26 protein-coding genes are annotated in these 23,693 nt (G+C 65.1%); 13 read left to right on the forward strand and 13 right to left on the reverse strand.

Annotated features, from left to right (window positions below):
• Positions 1–47: 47 nt before the first annotated feature.
• Entirely contained in the window at positions 48–1,442 is a 1,395-nt protein-coding gene (locus tag AB0L82_RS12710) for an MFS transporter (RefSeq protein ID WP_364634435.1), read from the reverse strand.
• A gap of 100 nt (positions 1,443–1,542) precedes the next feature.
• On the opposite strand from AB0L82_RS12710, the gene AB0L82_RS12715 reads away from it, so the two are divergent.
• Complete coding sequence (locus AB0L82_RS12715; RefSeq protein ID WP_364634438.1) at positions 1,543–2,022, forward strand: helix-turn-helix domain-containing protein; 480 nt, start codon at positions 1,543–1,545, stop codon at positions 2,020–2,022.
• A gap of 8 nt (positions 2,023–2,030) precedes the next feature.
• Here the strand turns inward: AB0L82_RS12715 and AB0L82_RS12720 are convergent, their stop codons facing one another.
• Complete coding sequence (locus AB0L82_RS12720; RefSeq protein WP_364634440.1) at positions 2,031–3,140, reverse strand: winged helix DNA-binding domain-containing protein; 1,110 nt, start codon at positions 3,138–3,140, stop codon at positions 2,031–2,033.
• 202 nt (positions 3,141–3,342) lie between these two features.
• Positions 3,343–4,509 carry a thiolase family protein gene (locus AB0L82_RS12725; RefSeq protein ID WP_364634443.1) on the reverse strand — a complete coding sequence of 389 codons (1,167 nt, stop codon included), beginning with the start codon at positions 4,507–4,509 and terminating at the stop codon, positions 3,343–3,345.
• Positions 4,510–4,646: 137 nt separating this feature from the next.
• Between AB0L82_RS12725 and AB0L82_RS12730 the strand changes: the two genes are divergently transcribed.
• Together AB0L82_RS12730 and AB0L82_RS12735 are read left to right on the forward strand one after the other, a co-directional pair.
• Entirely contained in the window at positions 4,647–5,414 is a 768-nt protein-coding gene (locus AB0L82_RS12730) for a YoaK family protein (RefSeq protein WP_364634446.1), read from the forward strand.
• A gap of 25 nt (positions 5,415–5,439) precedes the next feature.
• Positions 5,440–6,042: an HdeD family acid-resistance protein gene (locus AB0L82_RS12735; RefSeq protein ID WP_364634449.1), complete on the forward strand. Its 603-nt coding sequence runs from the start codon at positions 5,440–5,442 to the stop codon at positions 6,040–6,042.
• Positions 6,043–6,115: 73 nt separating this feature from the next.
• Here the strand turns inward: AB0L82_RS12735 and AB0L82_RS12740 are convergent, their stop codons facing one another.
• Genes AB0L82_RS12740 through AB0L82_RS12760 form a run of 5 tightly spaced genes read right to left on the reverse strand, consistent with a single transcriptional unit; the run spans position 6,116 to position 11,100 of the window.
• Positions 6,116–6,994 carry a phosphoribulokinase gene (locus AB0L82_RS12740; RefSeq protein WP_364634452.1) on the reverse strand — a complete coding sequence of 293 codons (879 nt, stop codon included), beginning with the start codon at positions 6,992–6,994 and terminating at the stop codon, positions 6,116–6,118.
• A 36-nt stretch (positions 6,995–7,030) separates the two neighbouring features.
• Positions 7,031–8,104 carry a class 1 fructose-bisphosphatase gene (locus tag AB0L82_RS12745; protein ID WP_364634455.1) on the reverse strand — a complete coding sequence of 358 codons (1,074 nt, stop codon included), beginning with the start codon at positions 8,102–8,104 and terminating at the stop codon, positions 7,031–7,033.
• Between the two features lie 16 nt (positions 8,105–8,120).
• A complete protein-coding gene (locus AB0L82_RS12750) occupies positions 8,121–9,179 on the reverse strand; it encodes an AAA family ATPase (protein ID WP_364634458.1) in 1,059 nt (352 codons plus the stop codon).
• 27 nt (positions 9,180–9,206) lie between these two features.
• A complete protein-coding gene (locus AB0L82_RS12755; protein WP_364634461.1) occupies positions 9,207–9,629 on the reverse strand; it encodes a ribulose bisphosphate carboxylase small subunit in 423 nt (140 codons plus the stop codon).
• A gap of 16 nt (positions 9,630–9,645) precedes the next feature.
• Positions 9,646–11,100, reverse strand: a complete 1,455-nt coding sequence (locus AB0L82_RS12760; RefSeq protein WP_364634464.1) for a form I ribulose bisphosphate carboxylase large subunit — start codon at positions 11,098–11,100, stop codon at positions 9,646–9,648.
• 124 nt (positions 11,101–11,224) lie between these two features.
• Between AB0L82_RS12760 and AB0L82_RS12765 the strand changes: the two genes are divergently transcribed.
• The gene (locus tag AB0L82_RS12765) at positions 11,225–12,100 is read left to right on the forward strand and encodes a LysR substrate-binding domain-containing protein (RefSeq protein WP_364634467.1); all 876 of its coding nucleotides are present in this window, start codon (positions 11,225–11,227) and stop codon (positions 12,098–12,100) included.
• Between the two features lie 120 nt (positions 12,101–12,220).
• The gene (locus AB0L82_RS12770) at positions 12,221–12,628 is read left to right on the forward strand and encodes a DUF1707 domain-containing protein (protein ID WP_364634470.1); all 408 of its coding nucleotides are present in this window, start codon (positions 12,221–12,223) and stop codon (positions 12,626–12,628) included.
• On the opposite strand, the gene AB0L82_RS12775 is transcribed toward AB0L82_RS12770, so the two are convergent.
• On the reverse strand, positions 12,603–13,004 hold the full coding sequence (locus AB0L82_RS12775; RefSeq protein WP_364634473.1) for a helix-turn-helix domain-containing protein: 402 nt from the start codon (positions 13,002–13,004) through the stop codon (positions 12,603–12,605). The two genes, AB0L82_RS12770 and AB0L82_RS12775, sit on opposite strands and share 26 nt — an antisense overlap.
• A 51-nt stretch (positions 13,005–13,055) precedes the next feature.
• Between AB0L82_RS12775 and AB0L82_RS12780 the strand changes: the two genes are divergently transcribed.
• Positions 13,056–13,877 carry an SDR family NAD(P)-dependent oxidoreductase gene (locus AB0L82_RS12780; RefSeq protein ID WP_364634476.1) on the forward strand — a complete coding sequence of 274 codons (822 nt, stop codon included), beginning with the start codon at positions 13,056–13,058 and terminating at the stop codon, positions 13,875–13,877.
• 21 nt (positions 13,878–13,898) lie between these two features.
• Here AB0L82_RS12780 and AB0L82_RS12785 read toward each other — a convergent pair whose 3' ends face one another.
• On the reverse strand, positions 13,899–15,629 hold the full coding sequence (locus AB0L82_RS12785; protein WP_364634479.1) for an Imm49 family immunity protein: 1,731 nt from the start codon (positions 15,627–15,629) through the stop codon (positions 13,899–13,901).
• 122 nt (positions 15,630–15,751) lie between these two features.
• On the opposite strand from AB0L82_RS12785, the gene AB0L82_RS12790 reads away from it, so the two are divergent.
• The 6 genes from AB0L82_RS12790 (at position 15,752) to AB0L82_RS12815 (ending at position 20,738) form a co-directional block, all read left to right on the forward strand.
• Positions 15,752–15,925: a hypothetical protein gene (locus AB0L82_RS12790; RefSeq protein WP_364634482.1), complete on the forward strand. Its 174-nt coding sequence runs from the start codon at positions 15,752–15,754 to the stop codon at positions 15,923–15,925.
• A 58-nt stretch (positions 15,926–15,983) separates the two neighbouring features.
• Positions 15,984–16,292 (forward strand): hypothetical protein, encoded by a 309-nt coding sequence (locus AB0L82_RS12795; protein WP_364634485.1) that lies wholly within the window; start codon positions 15,984–15,986, stop codon positions 16,290–16,292.
• 150 nt (positions 16,293–16,442) lie between these two features.
• The gene (locus AB0L82_RS12800; protein WP_364634489.1) at positions 16,443–18,206 is read left to right on the forward strand and encodes an MFS transporter; all 1,764 of its coding nucleotides are present in this window, start codon (positions 16,443–16,445) and stop codon (positions 18,204–18,206) included.
• Between the two features lie 3 nt (positions 18,207–18,209).
• Positions 18,210–18,689 carry a MarR family transcriptional regulator gene (locus tag AB0L82_RS12805; protein WP_364634492.1) on the forward strand — a complete coding sequence of 160 codons (480 nt, stop codon included), beginning with the start codon at positions 18,210–18,212 and terminating at the stop codon, positions 18,687–18,689.
• 130 nt (positions 18,690–18,819) lie between these two features.
• Positions 18,820–20,004: an MFS transporter gene (locus tag AB0L82_RS12810; protein WP_364634495.1), complete on the forward strand. Its 1,185-nt coding sequence runs from the start codon at positions 18,820–18,822 to the stop codon at positions 20,002–20,004.
• Positions 20,005–20,141: 137 nt separating this feature from the next.
• Positions 20,142–20,738: a DUF4352 domain-containing protein gene (locus AB0L82_RS12815; RefSeq protein WP_364634498.1), complete on the forward strand. Its 597-nt coding sequence runs from the start codon at positions 20,142–20,144 to the stop codon at positions 20,736–20,738.
• A gap of 58 nt (positions 20,739–20,796) precedes the next feature.
• Here the strand turns inward: AB0L82_RS12815 and AB0L82_RS12820 are convergent, their stop codons facing one another.
• Positions 20,797–21,255: a VOC family protein gene (locus AB0L82_RS12820; RefSeq protein WP_364634501.1), complete on the reverse strand. Its 459-nt coding sequence runs from the start codon at positions 21,253–21,255 to the stop codon at positions 20,797–20,799.
• Positions 21,256–21,361: 106 nt separating this feature from the next.
• The gene (locus AB0L82_RS12825) at positions 21,362–22,573 is read right to left on the reverse strand and encodes a pyridoxal phosphate-dependent aminotransferase (RefSeq protein ID WP_364634504.1); all 1,212 of its coding nucleotides are present in this window, start codon (positions 22,571–22,573) and stop codon (positions 21,362–21,364) included.
• Between the two features lie 92 nt (positions 22,574–22,665).
• Here AB0L82_RS12825 and AB0L82_RS12830 point away from each other — a divergent pair, with 92 nt between their 5' ends.
• Positions 22,666–23,244: a helix-turn-helix domain-containing protein gene (locus AB0L82_RS12830; RefSeq protein WP_364634507.1), complete on the forward strand. Its 579-nt coding sequence runs from the start codon at positions 22,666–22,668 to the stop codon at positions 23,242–23,244.
• On the opposite strand, the gene AB0L82_RS12835 is transcribed toward AB0L82_RS12830, so the two are convergent.
• Positions 23,233–23,661 carry a CBS domain-containing protein gene (locus tag AB0L82_RS12835; protein WP_364634510.1) on the reverse strand — a complete coding sequence of 143 codons (429 nt, stop codon included), beginning with the start codon at positions 23,659–23,661 and terminating at the stop codon, positions 23,233–23,235. The genes AB0L82_RS12830 and AB0L82_RS12835 overlap by 12 nt on opposite strands.
• Positions 23,662–23,693: the final 32 nt, after the last annotated feature.

A 23,693-nucleotide genomic window follows, 5' to 3' on the forward strand; every position in this document is an offset into this window, starting at 1 on the left:
GGGCGACACCCGCCTCCGGTCGGATGTGCGGGTGCCGCCGATGCGAATCAGGCGGTCGGTCGCGGCAGTCGTGCGGCCAGACCGACGATTCCGGCAGCGACAGCGGCGCCGGCGATGACGTACCAGCCGCGCTGGAACGCTTCCAGCGTCGCGACCGGTCCGGCCGGGGTGCCGAGCACCGCGACCAGAATCGCCACGCCGATGGCCAATCCCAGCTGACGCGCCATGCTCAATACCGCTGAGCCGGTGGCGAATCGCTGCGGCGGCAACCCGGCGGTGCCGGTGGCGAAACTGGTCGGCAGGGTGAGGCCGACGCCGAGTCCGGTCAGCAGCATGCCCCCGAGCAGACCGCCCGCGAAGTTCGGCGTCAGCGTGACAGACACTGTCCACCATAGGATTCCGGCCGCGAACAGCACGCCCCCGAGCAAGATGACCGGCCCCGCACCGAGCTTGGCGATGACCTTTCCGGCCAGCACCGCCACGATCGGCACCACCAGCGGCCCCGGTGCGATGGCCAGTCCGGTCTGCAGCGCCGACCACCCCCACACGTTCTGCGCCCACAGCACCACCGAGAGCAGCATGCCCGCGAAGGCGATATTGAACAGCATCGAATTGCCCACCATGAGAGCGAAGTTCGGCAGCCGCAGCAGTGCGGGATCCACCACCGGACTGTGATGCCGCCGCGACGAGAGCACGAAGGCGAGCCCGAACACGAACGCCGCGACCAGTCCCCCGATCACCCCGGCCGAACCCCAGCCCCAATCCTCGCCCTTCACCAGCGCCAGGATCAGCGCGGCCACCGAGGCGACCAGCATGAGCGCGCCGAACCCGTCGGGCAGCGCACCGCCGTCACCGGCCGGATTCGGCAGCAGTCGCCAGCCGACGACCAGCGCCGCGAGCCCGATCGGCACATTCACCAGAAACACCCAGCGCCAATCGATTTCGACGAGCAACCCGCCCAATACCGGACCCAGCGCCGCGCCGAGACCGCCGAACGCGACCCATAGCCGCACCGCCATGGCGCGGCGCTCCGGCGGGGTCGCCGCCAGTACCAGCCCGAGCGAGGCCGGGGTGAGCATCGCGCCGCCGATGGCCTGCACCACCCGGAAACCCACCAGCGCACCGGTATTCCAGGCCACCGCGCACAGCGCCGAACCGAGGATGAACAGCCCGAGTCCGACCAGGAAGGTGGTGCGGTTCCCGCCGCGATCACCCAGTCGCCCGGCGGGCACCAGCAGCGCCGCGAACACGATGGCGTAGGCGTTCAGCACCCAGGACAGCCCGGAGATATTCGAGCCGCTGAAGTCCGCGGCGATCTCGGGCAGCGCCACGTTGACGATGAACAGATCCAGGCTGGACAGCAGTACGCCGATGGCGACGATGCCCAGCACCAGCCGTGAATCGACGGTCTTGCGGTCCGGCTCGGCCACAACGGTATTCACGATCTGTCCCCTGTCATCAGGTCCGGCGGACCAGTGAGTTGCATCATGAAACGCACCATAGCCGGGTGAGTTCTTTCAAGCAACCGACTATGGTGGAGGTATGCGCCGAACCAGCTTCGAGGACATGAACTGCTCCATCGCCCAGTGCCTGGAAGCCGTCGGCGAATGGTGGACGCTGCTGATCGTCCGCGACGCGCTCTTCGGGGTCACCCGGTTCGATGACTTCCGCTCACGCCTGGGCATCGCCCGCAATGTCCTCACCCAGCGCCTGGAATACCTTGTGGCGCAAGACATCATGACGCGTGAGCCGTACCAGGAGAACCCGCCGCGCTACGACTACCGGCTCACCGAGAAGGGCCGCGCGCTCTGGACGGTCATCGCCGCCATGCGCCAGTGGGGCGACACCTTCGCCGCCCCGGACGGCCCGCCGATCGAGACCGTGCACAGGGGCTGCGGCCACACCATGACCGTCGAGCCGGTGTGCTCATCCTGCGGCGAGCACGTACGGCGTCGTGACCTGCGACTACAGCTCGGCCCCGGTGCGCACAGCCCGGATCTGCTGCCGACCGCCGGTCACTGAGACCGGGTCTATTTCACCGAGACGGTGAGATCCGAGGTGCCCATCGCGCGCGCAATATGAGCGGCCTCCGCCGATAGCTCCGATAGCGGTGCGGGCGCATCGTCGAACATCGAGACGATGAGGTCGGTGCCGGAGACCTCCCAGGTCCCGGCGATGCCGCCGTCGACCAATACCAGCGGGGAGATCCAGCCCGCGGTGCGGCTCACCTTGGCGCGATGTTCGGCGGAAAGCAGTGCGGTATCCGCGGTTCCGGGGCCGAGTACGTATTGATCGAATGCGCCCAGGAGCCGGACGGAATGTGCGGGTTCGGTGGCGGCGAGGGCATCGGCGTGTTCGGTGAGGACGTAACCCGTGCGCCCCTGCACCTCGACTTCGGTGATCCGGTCGCCCAATTCGGCGAACCAGCGGCGCAGTACCGGCTTCTTGATACTGCCGCGCGAGAGCCAGGCGTCGAAGGTCTCCGGCGCGGCCGGGCCGTAGGCCCCGAGGTATGCCGCGATGATCTCCGGTGCGGCGGCATCGGGATCGGGAATCCCTTTCCAGCCGGGGATCAGATGCGCCGGGCTGGCGAAGGTGATCGAATTACCGTCCGCCGGGCCGTGACACAGCGCGCCCTGCCAAGCGAGCGGTTTGAGCACCGCACCCCAGCCGGACCGAAGTTGCTCTTCGAGCGGATGGAATCGGGGTTCGGCGACGATCGCGGAGACCAATTCGTCGCGCGAGAGGATGGTCCCGTCGAGAATCTCCCCCACCGCCGCCACCAGGGCGGCGATGTCCTGCGGCGTCGCGCCGAAATTCTTTGTCCAGGAGGGCTTTTCCCAGGTTCGGGCCGACCCCATCAGGGACAGCACCCCGGCCGCGATATCGGGTGTGAGCGCGTGCAGGGTGCCGCGCATCGCCCAGGTCTTGACCAGCTTCCTATCGCCCAGTGCCGTGACGACCGCACCGGGCCTGCCCTCCGCCGTCCGTAGCGCCACCGCGGTTTCGGCCGCCGAAGTCACCTGCGCCTGCACCCCGGCGAGGCGGTCCACCACCGCAATGGCATTCGCCCCGTCGCGCGCGTCGATGAACTGCCGCCCCATGCGCCATGCGAACACCTGATCCCAGGAAACCCGCACCACACCCACCTCCGCCGTCGATCAAACCGAGACCACGGTACGACGGCGCACCGACAATCTCGCGCCCGGCCGAGACGCGAACCCAGGCCCGCCCATGCCGGAGCCGGCACCGCCGGTCTGCCGCGGACTCCGGCCGACCGGCGGTCGTGATCAGCCCTCGATTCGAATCAGGCTGCGCGAGTACGGGTTTACTCTCGCCTGATCAGAGGCGTTCGATAATCGTGGCGTTGGCGAGCCCGCCCGCCTCGCACATGGTCATCAGGCCGTAGCGCCCGCCGGTCTGCTCCAGGTGGTTCAGCATGGTCGCCAGAATGCGCACCCCGGACGCGCCGAGCGGATGCCCGAGCGCGATCGCGCCACCGCGCGGGTTCAATTTGGCCGGATCCGCGCCGAGCTCATGCGCCCACACCAGTGGCACCGGCGCGAACGCCTCATTGACCTCGTAGGCGTCGATATCGTCGATGCTCAATCCCGCTCGCGCGAGCACCTTGCGGGTGGCCGGAATGACCGCGGTCAGCATGAGCAGCGGATCATCTCCGACCACCGCGAACGAGTGGAACCGCGCCCGCGCCTTCAGACCGAGCTGATTCGCCTTCTCCTCGCTCATGATCAGCGCGGCGGACGCGCCGTCGGTGAGCGGTGACGAATTGCCCGGGGTGATCGACCATTCGATCTCCGGGAAGCGAGCCTTGAACTCGGCGTCGGTGAACGCGGGCTTCAGCCCGGACAGGCCCTCGACCGAGGTGGTCGGCCGAATCGTCTCATCGGCGGTGAGCGTGCCCGCGGCGACGATCTCATTGTCGAATCCGCCGGAAGCCGTGGTGGCAGCGGCCAATTGATGCGACCGCGCCGCGAATTCATCGAGTGCGGCCCGATCGAACTTCCAGCGCGCGGCGATGATCTCGGCCGCGATGCCCTGCTGCACAAGCCCATTCGGGTACCGGTGCGCCAGCGGCGCGCGATTGGCGTCCTTACCCTGCGCGCTGGAGAACATGGGTGCGCGTGACATGGATTCCACGCCACCGGCGATGGCGATATCGTACGCCCCGGCGATCACGCCCTGCGCCGCGAAGTGCGCCGCCTGCTGGCTCGACCCGCACTGGCGATCGACTGTGGTGGCCGGCACAGTTTCCGGAAATCCGGCCGCCAGCGCCGCCGTCCGGGAGATGTTGAACGCCTGCTCACCCGATTGTGTGACGCAACCACCGATCACATCATCGATCAGCGCCGGATCAATTCCGGTGCGTTCGACGAGCGTCTCCAGGACCCCGGCGAAGACGGTCGCGGGATGCACTTCCGACAGTCCACCACCGGATTTCCCTTTTCCGGAGGGCGTGCGGACGACGTCGACTATGACGGCGGAAGTCATGGCTTCTCCTTGTTCGTACCTGCCTACCGGATGTGAATTCCGGTTAACATCAGTACTGTACCGCACCACCGAGCCGCCGCGTCCTCGGCGATCCGGACATCCAGGAAGACCTCAGAATTGGTTGCTAGCCTGTTGCCATGACTGCCAGCCAGGGCGTCTCACCGGGTCCCTTCTGGGATCTCGAGACCCGACTGTCCTCTGTCCTGTCGATGCTCGCCGGATACATCGGCGCGGCCGCCTATGCCCACTCCGCGGGCTATTTCGTCACCTTCATGACCGGCAATACCGAACGCGCCATCATCGGCAATTTCGTCGGCGATCACACCCTGGCCGCAGGTGCCGCCCTGCTCATCGGCTGTTTCGTACTGGGCGTTTTCGTGGCCTCGCTGTGCCGCCGGTACTGGTGGCGCAACCACCCCCATGGCGCGACCATGCTCGCCACCGCCGCGCTGATGGTGGCCGCCATCGGCGATCACATTCTCGGCGAGCGCGGTATCGGCCTGACGCCGATTCTGGCCGTCGCCTTCGGAATGGGCGCGCTGAACACCTCTTTCGTGAAGAACGGTGAGGTATCCATTCCGGTCAGTTATGTCACCGGCACGCTGGTGAAACTCGCGCAGGGTATCGAGCGGCATGTGGCGGGCGGCGGTTCGGTGCGCGACTGGGCCGGATATGCCGTGCAATACGGGTCTTTCGCGCTCGGCGCGCTCATCGGCGGACTGGTCAGTATTCCGGTGTCCGGTGAATACATGCTGGATGCGGCGGTCGTGGGATCGATGTTGGTCGCGATTTACACCTGGCGAGCCGATGTGCGCTACTGCCGGAACGAGGAGAAACGCCGAACCGACGTCGCTTGCGCCGCATCACAACCTGACACCACACCGGGCAACTTAACCGCAAAGTGACTTAGCTGGGCATATTCTCCGAAACATGACAACCAGCAAAGAGGAAGTTATGGAAGGGCCGGTGCATGCTCTGGCCCGGAGCGCCTGGCAGTCGATCCTGGTCACCGGCATCCTCTCGGTGGTGCTGGGGATCCTGATCCTGGCCTGGCCCGGCAAAACCATTCTGGTGGCGGGCGTTCTCTTCGGCGTCTATCTGATTGTGTCCGGGCTCTTCCAACTCATCGCGGCCTTCGGCGTGCACCTGAGCGCCGGAATGCGAATCCTGTCCTTCATCAGCGCGATTCTTTCGCTGATCCTGGGCTTCCTATGCTTCCATAATTGGCGCGACAAGGGCGAGGCCACCGCGGTCCTGCTGCTGGCCATCTGGATCGGTATCAGCTGGATCTTCCGCGGTGTCTCCTCGCTGATCGCGGGCATCTCCGCGGACGGTATGCCGGGCCGCGGCTGGGCGATCTTCTTCGGCATCATGCTGGTGATCGGTGGTGGCTGGCTGATCGCGGTGCCGTTCACCTCGATCCTGACCCTGACCCTGGTGGCGGGCTGGTGGTTGATCTTCATCGGCATCATGGAGATATTCAGCGCGTTCACGGTCAAGAGCGGCGCGAAGGACGTCCCGAAGGCGCTCTGACGCAATAGAATTCACCTCCCGGCGGTCGTTCTCCTCGGAGAGCGGCCGCCGGATTCTTTTGTCCCGAGCCGTTTCAGCGCAATCGCTTGGGCCGTTTGTCCATCAGCCGCAGGATGAGCGGGGTGAAGATGAGCTGCATGGCGAGGTCCATTTTCCCGCCCGGCACCACAATGCTGTTGGGCCGCGACATGAACGAATCGTGCAGCATGGACAGCAGATACGGGAAATCGATCACCTTCGGATCGGCGAAGCGAATGACCACGAAACTCTCATCCGCGGTCGGAATCGAGCGGGTGGTGAACGGATTCGAGGTGTCCACGGTCGGCACCCGCTGGAAGTTCACATAGGTCCGGGAGAACTGCGGGCAAATGTGTTTCACGTAATCGGGCATGCGGCGCAGGATCGTATCGATGATGGCCTCACTGGAGTAACCGCGTTCGGTCTTGTCGCGGTGCACCTTCTGAATCCACTCCAGATTGATGATGGGCACCACCCCGACCAATAGATCGGTGTATTGCGCGACATCGATGCCCTCGGTGGTGGCGGCTCCGTGCAATCCCTCATAGAACAGGAGATCGCTGCCCGGCGGCAGTTCCTCCCAGGGGGTGAACGTACCCGGCGGCTGCCCATAGGGTTTGGCCTCGCCCTCATCGTGCAGATAGCGCCGGACCGCGCCCACCCCGGTTTCGCCGTAGTCGCGGAAGAGCCGTTCCAATTCCCCGAGCAGGTTCGCCTCCGGGCCGAAGTGCGAGAATCCGAGATTGCGATTCTGCTCGGCTTCGGCCATGGCCAACTGCATTTCATTGCGGTCGAAGCGATGGAACGAATCCCCTTCGACGATGACCGCGCTGATCCCCTCGCGGCGGAATATCTCCTGAAAGGTCCGCGTGACGCTGGTCGTTCCCGCACCGGATGACCCGGTGATCGCGACCACGGGATGTTTGACCGACATGGCACCTCCTGGATTGCCGGACAGCTGATTTCGCCGCTAACGGGCCGGGCGGAAGAGCGAGCGCGATCCGAACAGTGAGGCGTCGAAACTCGGCCCCTCATCGGGTTCGGAGTGATAGCGCTCGATGCGCTCGACCTCGTTGCGCGAGCCGAAGATGAACGGAATCCGCTGATGCAGCTCATTGGGCTGCACCTGCAGGATTCGCTCGTGTCCGGTGGTGGCCGCGCCGCCCGCCTGTTCGACGATGAAGGCGATCGGGCTGGCGCCGTACAGCAGTGAGACCCGGCCGGGGCGGTCGGGATTGCGGGTATCGCGGGGGTACATGTAGAGCCCGCCGCGGGTGAGGATATGAAAGGTGTCCGCGACCAGCGACGCGACCCAGCGCATATTGAAATCCCGGCCGCGCGGGCCTTCGACGCCCTGGAGGCATTCGTGGACATAGCGGCGCACCGGACGCTCCCAGAAGCGTTCATTGGCGGCGTTGATGGCGAAACCCGAAGTGTCGTCCGGGATTCGCATGCGCGGGTGGGTGAGCACGAACGCGCCCACCTCGCGATCGAGGGTGAAGCCGTCCACGCCATTGCCGGTGGTGAGCACCAGCATGGTGGCGGGCCCGTACAGCGTGAACCCGGCGCACACCTGTTGTACGCCGGGTTGCAGGAAGTCCGTGGCGATGGCCGCCCGCCCGTCCTCCGGAGCGCGCAGCACGCTGAATATCGTTCCCACGGGCAGGTTCACATCGATATTGCTGGAACCGTCGAGGGCGTCGAAGGCGAGCAGGTACTTACCGCGCCGCACTTCCGAGGGCACCGCGTGGAACTCACGCATCTGCTCGGACACCAGCGCCGACAGCGGTCCGCTCCACTGGCTTTCGGCCACCATGATGTCGTGCGCGATGGCATCCATCTTGCGATGCACGGTCACCGGCAGATTATCCGGATCGTAGGCGCCGAGGGACCCGACGATGGCGCCCCGTGTCACCTGATTCGCGATGATCTTGGTGGCGGTGGCCAATACGTTCAGGAGCGCCGAGAACTCCCCCGATGATCCGGGGTGCCGGTGCTCCTGCTCGATGGTGTAGCGGGTGAGGGTTTTCAGACCTTCAGGCATACCCCTGCTCAATTCCTCACGTGGTGGCCACCTCCGGTGCGGTGGCGTCCGCGAACACGCTGCTGCCGTAGACGTCGTTGTCGGTCAACGTGATCAGATCGGTCCGGCTCAACGGCCGGTGCAGTTCGACGAGCCGCTTGGCCTGGCGCAGCCGGCAGCGGTCCAGGGCATTGCGCACGCTGCGGGCGTTGGCGAAGCGCGGGCGGGTCATGCGGAGTTCCAGATAGCGCGAAAACGCTTGCGTCGCCGCGGTATCGAAGTGGAAGTTCTCCTGGGCCACCATGAGCTCGGCGATGGCCAGCAGTTCCGCATGGGTGTAATCCGGGAATTCGATATGGTGCGCCACCCGTGAGGACAGGCCCGGATTGGCGGAGAAGAAGGTGTCCATGCGATCCGGATAGCCCGCGAAAATGACCACGAGGGAGGTGCGTTCGTTCTCCATCTCCTGCAGCAGGATCTCGATCACCTCCTGGCCGTAGTCGCGTTCGTTCTCCGGGCGGAACAGGTAGTACGCCTCATCGATGAACAGGACGCCCCCGGCGGCTTTGGCGAGAGCTTCCTTGGTCTTGGGTGCGGTGTGCCCGATGAACTGGCCGACCAGATCATCACGGGTGACGGTGTGCACCTTGGGTTTACGGATATAGCCGAGCGAATGCAGCATCTCGGCCATGCGCAGGGCGACCGTGGTCTTACCGGTGCCCGGCCCGCCGGTGAAGCTCATATGCATGGTGGGCCGGGTGGCCTGCAGGCCGAAGCGCTGGCGGGCGCGGTCGATGAGCAGCAGTGCCGCGATCTCCCGCACCCGGCGCTTCACATTGGCCAATCCGATGAGTTCGGCGTCCAGGCGGGTCAGGGTGTCCTCGACATCCTTGCCCGCGATATCGGTCGAGAGGTCCAGCAGCGCGTCATCGGCTAGATGGTCGGCCGCCGCATCCTGCGGTGACGAGGGGTCGGCGGCCGATCCGCGCAGCGGTGCGGGGTTCGTGGCCCCGGGCCGATGCATTTGGAACCCGTTGCCCGAGCGGCCGGCTGCAGGTGCCCGATCGCCCGGAACCGCGGGATGCGCTGTACTCACGATAGGTCCTCCCGATCCGAATTATGTTCAGCCGCCGTAACGTTGGCCGGGACGGTCATCCAGGGCGTACGCGTGGTAGCCGTAGCGCTGACTGCGATCGGCCGCATCGGTGCGCTCCAGCCGGAAGCCCGGCTCCTCGGCGGGCCGCTGCACCAGGAAGCTCAGCGCGGTGCTCTGCCGCCCGTAGGTGGCGTCGTATGCGTTGACCCGGATATAGTGCCGCGGGAAGGTGGCGCGGCAGGCATTGATCTCGGCGAGCACGCCGTCGGGCTCGTCCAGGTCGAACAGGGGCAGGCCCCACATCTCCCAGTAGACATTGCGCGGGTGCGGATCATCGGTGTATTCGATGGATACCGGCCAATTGTTGAGCAGGGCATAGCGGACCTGGGCCGCGATTTCCTCATCGCTGAAATCCGGCAGGTGCGCGAAGGTGCCGTGTCGCAGTTGCATTGCGGTTCACCGCCTTTCAGCGTGTTGCGGTCGGAATGGCGTCGGGTGCGTCGGTGGAGGTGTAGTCGAAGGTGACATCACCCCAGGTCGTGAGCGCGACTTCCAGTGGATGATTGGTCTCGGCGGCGCGGCGCAGGATATCCGGGCCCTCCTTGAGCAGATCGCGACCTTCGTTGCGCGCCTTGACGATTACCTCGAGAGCGACGCGATTGGCTTCCGCGCCCGCGGCGATACCCATGGGATGGCCGATGGTGCCGCCGCCGAATTGCAGGCAGACGTCATCGCCGAACAGATCGAGCAGCTGATGCATCTGCCCGGCGTGAATACCGCCGGAGGCCACCGGCATGACGCCGGGCAGGCTCGCCCAATCCTGATCGAAGAAGATGCCATTGGCCGGATTCGCGGGAACGTGATTGTCCCGCAACGTGTCATAGAAGCCCTTGACCGTATGCGGATCGCCTTCCAGCTTGCCGACGACCGTGCCCGCGTGCAGGTGATCCACGCCGATCAGGCGGCACCACTTGGCCAGTACGCGGAAGCTCACACCGTGCGTCTTCTGCCTGGTGTAGGTGGAGTGACCGGCGCGGTGCAGGTGCAGCAGCATGCCATTGCGCCTGGCCCACTTGGACATCGACTGCATGGCGGTGTAGCCGACCGTCAGATCCATCATGATGATGACGCTGCCGAGGGATTTGGCGAATTCCGCGCGCTCGTACATATCTTCCATATCGGCGGCGGTGACATTGAGGTAATGCCCTTTGAGCTCACCGGTATCGGCGATCGCACGATTGACGCCCTCCATGGCGTACAGGTAGCGATCGCGCCAGCGCATGAACGGCTGCGAGTTGATGTTCTCGTCGTCCTTGGTGAAATCGAGTCCGCCCCGGCAGGCTTCGTAGACCACGCGGCCGTAGTTGCGGGCCGAGAGACCGAGTTTCGGTTTCACCGTCGCGCCCAGCAGCGGGCGGCCGTACTTATTCAGGTATTCCCGTTCCATAACGATTCCGTGCGGCGGACCCTGAAAGGTCTTCACGTATGCAACGGGAATTCGCATGTCCTCCAGGCGCAATGCCGCCAGCGGTTTGAAACCGAATACATTGCCGATGACCGAGGAGGTCAGATTGGTGATCGAACCCTCTTCGAAGAGGTCGAGATCGTATGCCACATAGGCGAAGTACTCGCCCGGGCGGCCCGGTACCTCGTCGACGCGGTAGCACTTGGCCTGATAGCGGCTGTGCGCGGTGAGGCGGTCGGTCCACACGACAGTCCATGTGGCGGTGGAGGATTCGCCCGCGACGGCGGCCGAGGCCTCGATCGGGTCGACGCCCTTCTGCGGGGTGACCCGGAAGACGGCCAGGACATCGGTGTCCTTGGGCTCATAGTCGGGGTTGTAGTATCCCATCGACGCGTAGGACTGTACGCCCGGATCCCACCGGCCGCGGGTGCCATCCTGATCATCGGTTACGGCCATCATTCCTCCTGCGAAGGGGGTTGGGCGACTTGCGATTCCCAGGATGACGGCAGTGTTATCGACAAACAATTCGATTGTTTCTCGTCTCCCTCAACCATTTTGTCGTGTTTGCTACCGTTTGACGATGGGTACGGTGAGCGCTGTCCGCATGGAAACGTTTCTCGCCGTGGCCCGGCACAGCAGTATCCGGCGGGCCGCCGCGCAGTTACACATCACCGAAGCCGCCGCGTCGGCGGCGGTTGCGCACATCGAGAAACAGTTGGGCGCCAAACTGATTGCGAAATCCGGGCGCGGTATCGCGCTCACCGAAGCCGGGCGGGTGTACGCCGACTATTGCCGCAGCATCCTCGGACTCATGAAGGAGGCGCATGCGGCGGTGCGCGAAGCCGAGACCGGGCGGCTACGCATCGGGGTGGTGGCCACGGCCGGTGAGTACGTGCTGCTGCGGCTGCTGGCCTCGTTCCGGAACCGGTACCCCGATATCGAGCTGGGATTGTCGATTCAGCCCCGCGACGTGCTGTTCGTCGAATTGACCCACCACGAAACCGATCTCGTGATCGCCGGGCGTCCACCACGTGAGGCCGGGCTGGTCACCCGCGCCCGAAGACCTTGCGAGCTGGTCGTGGTGGGCGCGCCGGGGCGCTGGCCGGATCCCGCCGAGGCGACCTGGCTCCTGCGCGGTGCGGGCTCGGGAACCCGCGACACCACCCTCGCGCTCTTCGACAGACTCCAAATACGCCCTCCGACACTGACTCTCGGCACCCACGGCGCGGCGCTGGCGGCCGCGCGAGAAGGTCTGGGCATCACGCTGATCCACAGCGACGCCATCGAGAACGACCTCGCGGACCGCCATCTGGAAGTACTGCCGATCGAAGGCACGCCACTCACCCGACCCTGGCATGCCGTCACCACCCGCACACCGACCCCGGCCGCCCGCCTGTTCCTGTCCCACATCACCGATCCGGAACGAGTAGGCGAGAAAGCATTCCGCGCCGCCTGATCCGGGCCGCGTACGCCCACGGTCGTACACCGGAATACGCCCGGGGTCGCAAGCCGACCCTCGATTTTCGGCCTACTGTGGTGGACAGCGAATTTGATTCTCCCGGTGAGGTGGTTGGACATGACCGATTTCAGCCCCGCGGTATTCGGACCGCCCGCCCTGCGCGTGGGCACGGCCGAACGCGAGCAAGCCGCCGAAGCCCTCGGCAAACATTTCACCGCCGGCCGCCTCGACGTCGACGAATACGACGACCGGGTAGCCCGCGCCTACGCCGCCAAAACCACAGCCGAGCTCTCGGTCCTGTTCACCGACCTCCCCCAGGCCGCCCCGATCCGCCCGCCCACAACCCAGACTCCCCCTCGCCCACCCCGCGCTCTCGTCCCGGTAGCCCTGATCTCGGTCCTGATCCTCGCCGTGGTGCTGGCCGCCACCACGCACATCTTCCCCTTCTTCATCTTCCCCCTGTTCTTCTTCCTCTTCGTGCGCTCCCGCCGCCGCGCCTTCAATCCCGGCTACCGCCGCTACTGACGGCCCAATCCGCCAGCGCCGACAACGGAACAAGCAGTGACTCGCCACGCGGCGAGAGCCGATATTCAACGCTCGGCGGCGCGGTGGGCAGCACGGTGCGCTCGACGAGCCCATCCGATTCCAGCGCCCGCAACGTCCGCGTCAACATGCGCTGACTGATGCCCTCGATAGCGCGATGCAACTCATTGAAGTGATACGCGCGCCCACCCAGCAGCGCCAGCACCACCATCGTCCACTTGTCACCGATCCGCCGCGCCACCTCGGTGACCGGACACGCCTCGTACTCCCCGGCGGGTATCCGATCGGGCAACCGCGTGGCCACCATGGAGGGCACATTCGTGTGCGTATCGGACATGAGAGTGCCTTCTTTCGCCATCACCGCACCTCCCCGAGGATCGAGGTACACCCCGAGCCTAATGGAGGACATATGCCGAAAACCGTTGTGATCAGCGGAGGTACAGACGGAATGGGCCGCGCCTTCGCCCTGTCTCGCCTGTCCCGCGGTGACCGCGTAATCGCGATAGGCAGCAATCCCGCCAAAGGTGAATCGCTGATCGGGGCGGCGTCGCCAACCGCCCACAACCTGACCTTCTTGCGCGCCGACCTGAGCTCGACTGCCGAGGTGAACCGGGTTATCGATCGGGTGAACGAGACTGCGTCCACCGTGGACGCCCTCCTGCTGTTCGCCAATCGCGTTCTACCTCAACGCGTCCTGACTCCCGAAGGGTTCGAGCACACTTTCGCCCTCTATTACCTCAGCAGGTACCTCCTGGCGCATGGCCTAACCCCACTGCTGGCGCACGGTCCCTCCCCGGTCATCGTCAGCATCGCCGGAGTAGGTGTCACCAAGGGCGGCATCAATTGGTCCGATCCCAACCTTTCCGGCCGATACACCCCCATCACCGCCCAACTCCAAGCGGGCCGAGCCAACGATCTCCTAGCCGTCTCCTACGCCGAAAAATCCCCCAATCCAATCCCTTTCATCCTCTACCACCCGGGCTTCACTCGCAGTGGCGACCACTCCACCCTCAATCCCCCGACCAGACTGTTGCTGCGTGTGCTCTCCCGGCTGGCGGCGCAATCGGTGTCAACCGCCATCGCGCCCCTGCACGGCCTGATCGACAACCCACCCGAAGCACCCCTCACCGCGATCGATCGAGGCCGCCGGATACCCCTGGACTTCCCGACCCTCGACCCCGCCAATGCGCGCCGTCTCGCCGAACTGACCGCCACCATGCTCGACGCGTAGCCGGATTGTTCTCGAATCTCATTACGCCCCAATGCTGATTCCGTAGTCCTGCGGCCAGCCTCGCTGTAGCAGAACATGGGGCAGGTAGTCGGATCGCACGTTGATGGCGTGGCCGCAGTCCTGGGCGAGGCAGGCGATGGCGAGGGGGCCCAGTGCGAGGTCGGCTTCGAGGGTTTCGGGGTGTTCCTTGTCGGTCCAGTAGTCGCGGTGCAGGCGCAGGGCGCGGGTGAGGGCGTCGTTGAAGGCGCGCTCGTCGCGGCGGTGCAGGATGTGGAAGAGGTTTATCGGCTGGTAGAGGATCAGGTTGAGGTAGTCGGTCGGGACGGTTGTCGCGACTTCGGGCCGGGAAAGTGTGATCGCCTCGCCGAGCCGCTCGGTCCAGTCGGGCTCATCGGCGAACCAGGCTTGCAGCGTCTGCGCCCAGCGGAAGTGGAACTCTTCCTCGAAGACGCGGGGTGAGCGCAGGGAGGCGATCGGGATGCGGGAAAGCTGTTGTAAGCGTTCCGGATCCGCGCAGATCAGGCCCAGGTAGAAGGTCGTCGTCCAATGCTCGACCCGCTGCTCGGAGCACGGTCCGAGTGCGGGAATGCGATGGATGTAGCCGTCGATCTCGCATTCGACGATGCCTTCGGTGCGTGCGGTGAGCTCCAGCATCGCGCAGCCCAGTTGCAAGGCGTGGATGGCCGCCATGCGCGCCTCGTGCGGGCTGTCCCCGTGCGAGTAGGCAGCGCACTGTGCCCGCAGGGAGAACTCCGCCAAAGCGAACGCCGAGAAGATGGACCGGGGTGATCGCGCCAGGTTCGAGATCGCGTCGGCGACAAGATTTCTCAGGGTTCGTGCGAGCTGGGACGTACTCCGCCGTTCGCCCGGATGCGCCGGAACCGAGACGGTCAGTACGGCGGGAACACCGTCGATCTCGATGGGGAGGCCAGGCGGCAGCCAGCCGGTGTCGGCCTGGGCCCGCCACCCGTGCGCGTGCACGGCCAGCGCGGTCAACCCCATCACGGGCAGCGGCAGCAGATCGCGCGGCTCCGGATCGGCGCCGAACTGCTCGCGATGCCAGGCCAGCCATTTCTCCCGCTCCTGCTCGAAGGCCGCTTCGTCATCGGCCAGCAGCGCCCGCAGCATTCCGGCCTCCGAACCCGCGGTGACCGGTACCGCTGCCAGGCGATCGAGGTGATGCTGTCGAACGGCGGGCGGAGGCAGGCATATGTAAGACTCCGGAAACGGTCCCGCGATATACGCGGACAGCGCCATCACGACCAGCCCTTCGACGCTGTCGCCGCAAACGTCGGCTACCTCCGGTGCGTGATCCTCTACCAGGACCGCGCCCTGCAGGGCGACCTGTCCGCCCAGGATCATCAACCAGTACGACTCCATCCATCGGGACACCGCCGGGATCCCCTCGGTCAGATGGCGGAAATCCTGCCTCTCCGAGGAGATGGCCTCATTGATCATCAGCAATCGAATGTCCTGATTGCCGCCGGGCCACCGCTCCAGACAGATCGCCCCGAACGCGGCTTCGGCGGCGGTGCGAATCGCGATACGCGCGGGCTCGGCGTGCACACCGCGGTCTTTGATCGATTCCGCTCCGACGTAGTCCAGCAGTGCGTCGACCATCCCCCACAGCTCCGTAACCGGATCGCGGGAGTCGTATCGAATCGTGTACCAGGACTTCCAGATTCGCCGATCGATATCGGTCAGTGCGGCCTCGACACGGTCGTCGGCGACGCCGTACAGCGGGAACTCCACGCTCCATCTCCTTTGTGTGGCGACCCAGCGTATCCCTCGCCGAGAATCTTCGAAGATGTTGTGCTGCTGCGTGATCGGCGATGGCAGTATCGCAATGGCAAACCAAACGAGAGGTATCGACCATGGCGGATCAGATGTTTCATCCCAGCGGCCGCGTGGAATCCCCGCTGACCGAGCTCGACGCCGCGCCACGACAGGGTGACGAGGGTGCACCTCGCGTCCGCGATCTGGAAGCGGTGGACGGGACGCAGGTGCTGGATATCGAGCCCGTCCTGGGTCCGATAGACCAGCGATAGCGGTCCCCAACGGCGAAGTTGTCGTAGTTTGTCGTAGGGCGTCCGTATGGTCCAGTTCATGACCGATATCGCCCCCTTGGCCGCAACCGCACGGGCGAAATTCGGCGACCCCGGGGTGCACGCCATCGTCCGCAACGGCCGCACCGTGCACGCGGTCGGCCTGGGCACCTGGTTCGGCACCGAGGAAGTCCCGGAACTGTTGTGCCACACCGGCGTCGCGGGATGGTCGCCGTCGGCGTTGCAGCCGACCCGAGCCGCCGTCACCTGCGTGCGCTGCCTGCGCAGTCTCAATGCCGATGTCGAGTCCGCCTCGCCGCAGCTCTCGCTGTTCGGCCGCGACTGGCAATCCGAGCAGCTCACGCTCTGACCGAACGCTGATCATCGCGCGGTGCCGCCACCGCTCTGTTCACCCATGTCCGGGGCATGATCCGGTCAGTGGGACACGTCACCATTTCGTTAGTTAGCCTTATGCAACTATATTGGACGAGTTCGTTCGATTCAGTTTTGGAGGCTCTGCATGGGTGCGCCGACCACCGACCTCGACAGCGGTGATGTCCAGACCATTCGGAGGCGGCTCCGGGTGGATCGGGATCATCCGCATTACAAGTGGGTGGCGTTGTCGAACACCACCCTGGGCATGTTGATGGTGACCATCAACTCCTCGATCGTCATCATCTCGCTGCCCGCGATCTTCCGCGGCATCGATCTGAATCCGCTGGAACCCGGCAATGTCAGCTATCTGCTGTGGCTGCTCATGGGCTTCCTGCTCACCTCGGCCGTGCTGGTGGTGCTGTTCGGGCGGCTCGGCGACATGTTCGGGCGAGTGAAGATCTACAACCTCGGGTTCGTGGTGTTCACGATCTGCGCGGTCGCGCTGTCATTCGATCCGTTCACACACGGGGCGGGAGCCATCTGGCTGATCGGCTGGCGAGTGGTGCAGGGCGTCGGCGGTGCCATGTTGATGGCGAACTCCGCCGCGATCCTCACCGATGCGTTCCCGGCGAATCGACGCGGTGTGGCGCTGGGCATCAATCAGGTTGCGGCCGTTGCCGGTTCGTTCCTCGGCCTGCTCATCGGCGGCATTCTGTCCGAGTGGGATTGGAAGGCGATCTTCTGGGTCACCATTCCGTTCGGCATCCTGGGCACGGTGTGGTCGTATCGATCGCTGCACGACAATGGCATGCGCACCGCCGGATCGCTGGATCTGCCGGGCACCATCACCTTCGCGCTCGGTCTGACCGCACTGCTCACCGGCATCACGTATGGCATTCAGCCGCACGGTGATTCGAAGACCGGCTGGGACAACCCGCTGGTGCTGGCCGCCGTATTCGGCGGTATCGCGCTGCTGGTGCTGTTCTGCTACATCGAATCCCGGGTCGCACAGCCCATGTTCCAGCTGTCGCTGTTCAAGAATCGCGCGTTCGGGCTCGGTAATCTCGCGGGCCTGATGGCCTCGGTGGGACGCGGTGGCATGCAGTTCATGCTGATCATCTGGTTGCAGGGCATCTGGTTGCCGTTGCACGGCTACGACTTCGAATCCACTCCCCTGTGGGCCGGCATCTACATGCTGCCGTTGACCGCCGGATTCCTGGTGGCAGGACCGATCTCGGGCTGGCTCAGCGATAAATACGGCGCGCGGTACTTCGCGGCCGGTGGCCTGCTGCTGGCGGCGGTCACGTTCGTACTGCTCGTGGTGATTCCGGTGGACTTCAACTACTGGCTGTTCGCGCTGATCATCCTGTTGAACGGTCTGGGCACCGGCATCTTCACCTCGCCGAACACCGCGGAGATCATGTCATCGGTCCCGGCATCGCAGCGCGGTGTGGCCTCGGGTATGCGCGGCACCCTCATGAACGGTGGCATGGCGCTGTCGATCGGCGTGTTCTTCTCGCTCATGATCGTCGGCCTGTCCGGAACTCTGCCCGGCGCAATGGATTCCGGGCTGCGTGAACAGGGCGTCTCCCCCGCGGTGGCGGGTCAGATCGCGGATATGCCGCCCGTCGGCAGCCTCTTCGCGACGTTCCTGGGCTATAACCCGTTCAAGGAACTGCTCGGCCCGAGCGGCACGCTCGACAAGCCGGGCGTGAACTCCGACGTGCTGACCGGCCAGGAGTTCTTCCCGCACTTGATTTCCGGCCCCTTCCACTCGGGTCTGGTGGTCGTATTCCTCGCGGCCGCACTTATGATGCTGATCGGTGCGGTGGCATCGTGGTTCGCGGGCAGCGGGAAGGTTCCCGACGAAGCCGAAGAACTCCGCGAAGCCGACCGCGCGGGAATCTGACCCTTGATCGAGGAGGCCGCACTGCACCAGCACACGAGTGTCGCCGACCCCGATCAGCTGACCGAGGCGGCCGAGCTCTACCACACCATCGGCCGCCTGCTCCGGCTGCTGCGCCATTCGGGTGACCTGGGTTCGCTCAGTCCGGGCGCGGCATCGGCGCTGGCCTCGGTGGCGCGCGGCGGGCCGATGCGGCTCAGCGATCTGGCCAATATCGAAAGGGTCAGCGCGCCAACCATGTCCCGCATGGTGACGGGCCTGGAGAAGGCGGGCTATATCGTCCGCGAAGCCGATCCGGAGGACGGCCGCGCCCAACTGCTGAGCGCGACCGCCCAGGCGCACAACCTGGTCACCGGCCTCACCTCGGCCCGCATCCAGCGCTTCGCCGCCGCGATGGGCAATCTGGATCAGCCGCAGCGCGAGGCGCTCATGTCATCGCTCGGCACTCTGATCGAAGCACTGGACCAGCAGCCCGACTCGGACTGACCATCCGATCAGCCGGTCGATCACCGCGAAGCGAGGGCCGCGCGGCGCCACCCCCTCCCCGGTGACGCCGCGAACTATGGTGGCCGGGAACCGCCGGTGATCGGATCATCGGATTGGTGAAGTGGACTGCGTGTCCATACTTCTCGCACCTTCCTCGGTCGCCAAGCCGGGATTCGTCCGATGGCTCGGCGTCCTCGCGGTCATGCTCGGCATCTTCGCGATCGTGACAACCGAGATCCTGCCGATCGGATTGCTCACCGCGATCGGCGCGGATTTCACCGTGTCCGACGGTATGGCCGGGCTGATGATGACCATGCCCGGCCTGCTCGCCGCCATCTCGGCCCCGGTGGTCAGCGTCGCGGGCGCGCGGGTCGACCGCAAACACCTGCTCATAGTCTGCACCCTCCTGCTGGTGGCGGCCAATCTGATCGCGGCCGTCGCTCCGGTGTTCTGGATGGTGCTGGCTTCTCGGGTGCTGCTCGGAATCACCATCGGCGGGTACTGGTCCATCGCAGCGGGATTGGCGAGCAGGCTGGTGCCGCCGGAAGCCGCGGCGCGGGCGACAGCGGTGATCTTCGCCGCGGTGCCGCTGGGCTCGGTACTGGGTGTCCCGGTGGGGACGTTCATAGGAGATATCGCCGGATGGCGAGCCGCGTTCGTGGTGCTGGCCATCCTGTCGGCGGCGGTGCTGGCACTGCTCGCCTGCGCGGTCCCCGCACTTCCCGCGCATCAGGAACTCGGCTGGTCGACACTGCGCACGGGCCTGACCGCCGCAGGCACCCGATTCGCCCTCCTCGCAACGCTTCTCATCGTCACAGCCCAATTCGGGACCTACACCTACGTGACCCCCTTCCTCGAACAGGTCACCGGCGTCGGCAACGTCACCGCACTGCTACTGATCTACGGAATCGCGGGCATCGCCGGAAACTTCCTGGGCGGCAACCTGGTCGGCCGCAGCCCACGCGCCGCACTCGGAGCAGCCGCGACCCTGATGGCAGCCGCCCTATTACTCCTTCCGGTATTCGGCCACTGGGAATTCGCCGCGGCCGCCCTGCTGACCGTCTGGGGTATCGGATACGGCGGCATCCCCGTCATCCTCCAAACCTGGTTCGCCACCGCAGTTCCCGACCACGCCGAGGTCTCCTCAACCCTGTTCACCGCCTCATTTCAAGCCACCTTCTGCGCCGGAGCCCTGGCAGGCGGCCTACTCCTCGATCGCACCTCCCCATCAACCGTCCTGGTCTGCGGCGGTGCCATCGCAATTGCGGTACTGGTCATTTGCTTATCTGATTTGTCCGAAAAGTTGGCCCATTAGCGACGATTCGTGCCATAAAGATCGGCCAATTCCTGGAACGCGTGTTGGAGTTCAAGCGCCGGTTCATAATTGGCACCATTGATCGATCCCACTGCAAGGGAGGGTCGGCCCTTGCCGGATAGTGAATCGAGGGTGCCATGTCGAATCCTCAACAACCCCCGCCCCCACCTCCGGGTGGTCAGCCCGTGTACGGGCAGGGGTATCCCGCACCGCCGCCGCGAAAACGGAAGATATGGCCGTGGGTGCTGCTCGGGGTAATAGTCCTGTTCTTCGGCGGGTGTGTCGCGATTTTCAGCACGACGGCGCACGAGGTGTCGAAGAGCGAGGACAAGCGCACGTCGGCGGCCGCGGCGGGGTCGGAGGTGCGTGACGGTAAGTTCGCCTTCATTGTCACCTCGGTGGATCCCGCCGTTGCGGCCTTGGGCGACAATGAGATTCTGCGCAAGACGGCGCAGGGTGAGTACGTCGTGGTGCACGTCGATATCACCAATACCGGAGACAAAGCGCAGAGCTACTTCGGCGATAATCAGAAACTGATCGACGATCAGGGAAAGCAATACAGCAATGACACGGCCGCGGAGTTGGCCGTGAATACGAGCCTCACGGCGGAAATCAATCCGGGGAACAAGTTATCGGTGTCGATCCCGTTCGATGTGCCCAAGGGGACGATTCCGGCGGCCATCGAACTGCACGACTCGGCGTTCTCGGGTGGCGCGCGGGTGGCGCTCAAATAGAGTGGTGCACAACGCTTCGGCCGGTTCCGGGGAACCGGCCGAATTGCGTTGGTCGGTGTCAGGCGTTGTCGTACGCGTCCTGCAGGGTTTTGAGGTCGATCTTGGTCATGGTTTGCAGGGCGGCGTTCACGGCCATCATGCGGGCGGGTTCGATTCCGCTCAGCAGGGCGGGCAGGCCCGAGGGGACGATCTGCCAGGAGACGCCGTATTTGTCGGTGAGCCAGCCGCACGGGCCGGGCTCGCCGTCGGCGGTGAAGGCGGCCCACAGGCGGTCGACCTCGTCCTGGCCGTCGACGACGACCTGGAGGGAGGCGGCGTCGGTGAAGGTGTGGCCCGGGCCGCCGTTGAGCAGGGTCAGGGCGTGCCCGGCGAGTTCGAGGGTGACGACGAAGGCCGTGCCGTCGGGGCCGCGGGAGATATCGGTGATGCGGGAGTCCGCGACGAGGCCGGTGTAGAACTCGGCGGCCTCCTCGGCCTGGTTGTCGAACCAGAGGAAGGTGTTGACGGTGGTGGTCATGATGGGCTCCTGGGGTGTTGGTGAGCTTGTTTCACCTACAGGTCGGAGCCGATCACGTCCCCTCGACGTATCTCCGGACATTTCTCGAAAACTTTTCGAGTCCGGCTCACTGCTTGTAGGTGGCCAGGAAGCGGCCGATGCGCTCGATGATCGCCTCCAGGTCATCGGCGTGCGGGAGGGTGACGATGCGGAAGTGATCGGGGCGCGGCCAGTTGAAGCCGGTGCCCTGCACGATGTGGATCTTCTCCTGGAGCAGCAGGTCCAGCACGAACTGCTCGTCATCGTGGATCGGATACATATCGAGGTCGATGCGCGGGAACGCGTACAGCGCGCCCTTGGCCTTCACGCACGAGACGCCCGGGATCGTATTGAGCGCGTCCCAGGCGCGGTCACGCTGTTCGCGCAGGCGGCCACCGGGCAGGGTGAGGTCGTAGATGCTCTGATGTCCGCCGAGCGCGGCCTGAATCGCCTGCTGCGCAGGCACATTCGCGCACAACCGCAGACCCGCGAGCATGGTCAGACCCTCGAGATAGTTCTGCGCGTGCTCGATCGGACCGGAGACCACCAGCCAGCCGGAGCGGAATCCGGCCGCGCGGTAGGACTTCGACAGTCCGGAGAAGGTCAGCACCAGCAGATCGGGAGCGAGCGAGGCGGTCGCGGTGTGCTGCAGATCGTCGTAGAGGATCTTGTCGTAGATCTCATCGGAGAACACCACGAGGTTGTGCCGCCGCGCGACCTCGAGTACCTCGCGCACCACTTCGGGCGAATACACCGCTCCCGTCGGATTATTGGGGTTGATCAGCACGATCGCGCGAGTGCGATCGGTGACCTTGGATTCGATATCCGCCACATCCGGGAACCAGTCCGAACCCTCATCGCAGATGTAGTGCACGGGCTTGCCGCCATTGAGCGCGGTGGCGGCGGTCCAGAGCGGGAAATCCGGTGCGGGAACCAGGACTTCGTCACCGTTCTCCAGCAGTGCGGTCATGGCCATCATGATGAGCTCGGACACGCCGTTGCCGAGGAACACCTCTTCGACGTCGACCCCGGTCACCCCGAGCGTCTGGTAGTACTGCACCACCGCGCGCCGCGCCGAGAGCAGCCCCTTCGATGACGAGTAGCCGCTGGACACCGGCAGGTTCCGCACCATGTCATGCAGCAGTTCAGCGGGTGCCTCGAACCCGAACGGCAGCGGGTTGCCGGTATTGAGTTTCACCACATGATGACCCTCCGCCTCCAGCCGTGCCGCATGCTCGGCCACCGGCCCGCGGATCTCATACGACACACCCGACAGCTTGCTCGACTGCTTGACCTGCATGGAAGTCCCTTCTGAATGCGCTTGCGGCATACCTTACTTGGAATTTCCAAGTTTGCACTTTGTTTTTCCAAGTTAGAAGTTACAGTAGATCCGTGCCCCGCCGAAGCTACGACCACTACTGCGCCGTCAGCCGCGCCCTCGACATAGTCGGCGACCGCTGGAACCTCCTGATCGTCCGCGAGCTCTGCTCCGGCCCCCGCCGCTACGGCGATCTGTTCGCCGACCTCCCCGGCATCAGCACCGACGTCCTCGCCGCCCGCCTCAAAGAACTCGAACGCGACGACATCCTGACCCGCAACAAGGTCGGTCCCCGTGCGGCCACGGCCATGTACGAACTGACTCCGGCCGGCGCGGCCCTGCGCCCGGCGCTGGACGCGCTGTCCTCATGGGGCACCGAACATCTCGGCGAGCGCCGTCCTACCGATGCGGTCCGTGCACATTGGTTCGCACTGCCGCTGGGACGCGCTGTCGCCCAAATACTTCCGCAGGGCACCGCCACCGTTCATATCGGTGAGACCACCCTGCACTACGTCATCACCGAGAGCGGCATCACCCATCACGACGGCCCAGCCGTCGCATCCGATCTCGAATTCCGTCTCGACCTGGTCACCGCCACCGAGGTGGCGACGGGAGCGCGCATGCTCCCGTCGCCCGAGTCGTCAGCCGTGTAGATACCTGACCAGGTGTTCGCGTTCGGTTTCGAGCTCGGAGATTTGGCTTTTCACTACGTCGCCGATGCTGACTATTCCGACCATGAGGCCGTCCTGGAGGACGGGGAGGTGGCGGACTCGGTGTTCGGTCATGGTTTCGTTGAGGGATTCGACGCGGTCGTCGGGTGAGCAGGTGTGGACGACCGCGGTCATGATTTCCGAGACCGGACGCTCCAGCAGGTCGGCGCCGAGGGTGTGCAGGCGGCGGACGACATCACGTTCGGAGGCGATGCCGACGATGTGTTCACCATCGTCGGACACCACGACCGCGCCGACGTTATTCTCGGCCAGCACTCTGATCAGGTCCCGCACTGTCGCATCGGGTGCAACAGTGACCACATCGGGTCCTTTACGACGCAGGATCTCGGAGATTCGCATATGCCACCGCCAATTGCTCGAACCATCGATGC

The sequence above is a fragment of the Nocardia sp. NPDC052001 genome, assembly GCF_040680615.1.
Taxonomy (GTDB): Bacteria; Actinomycetota; Actinomycetes; order Mycobacteriales; family Mycobacteriaceae; genus Nocardia.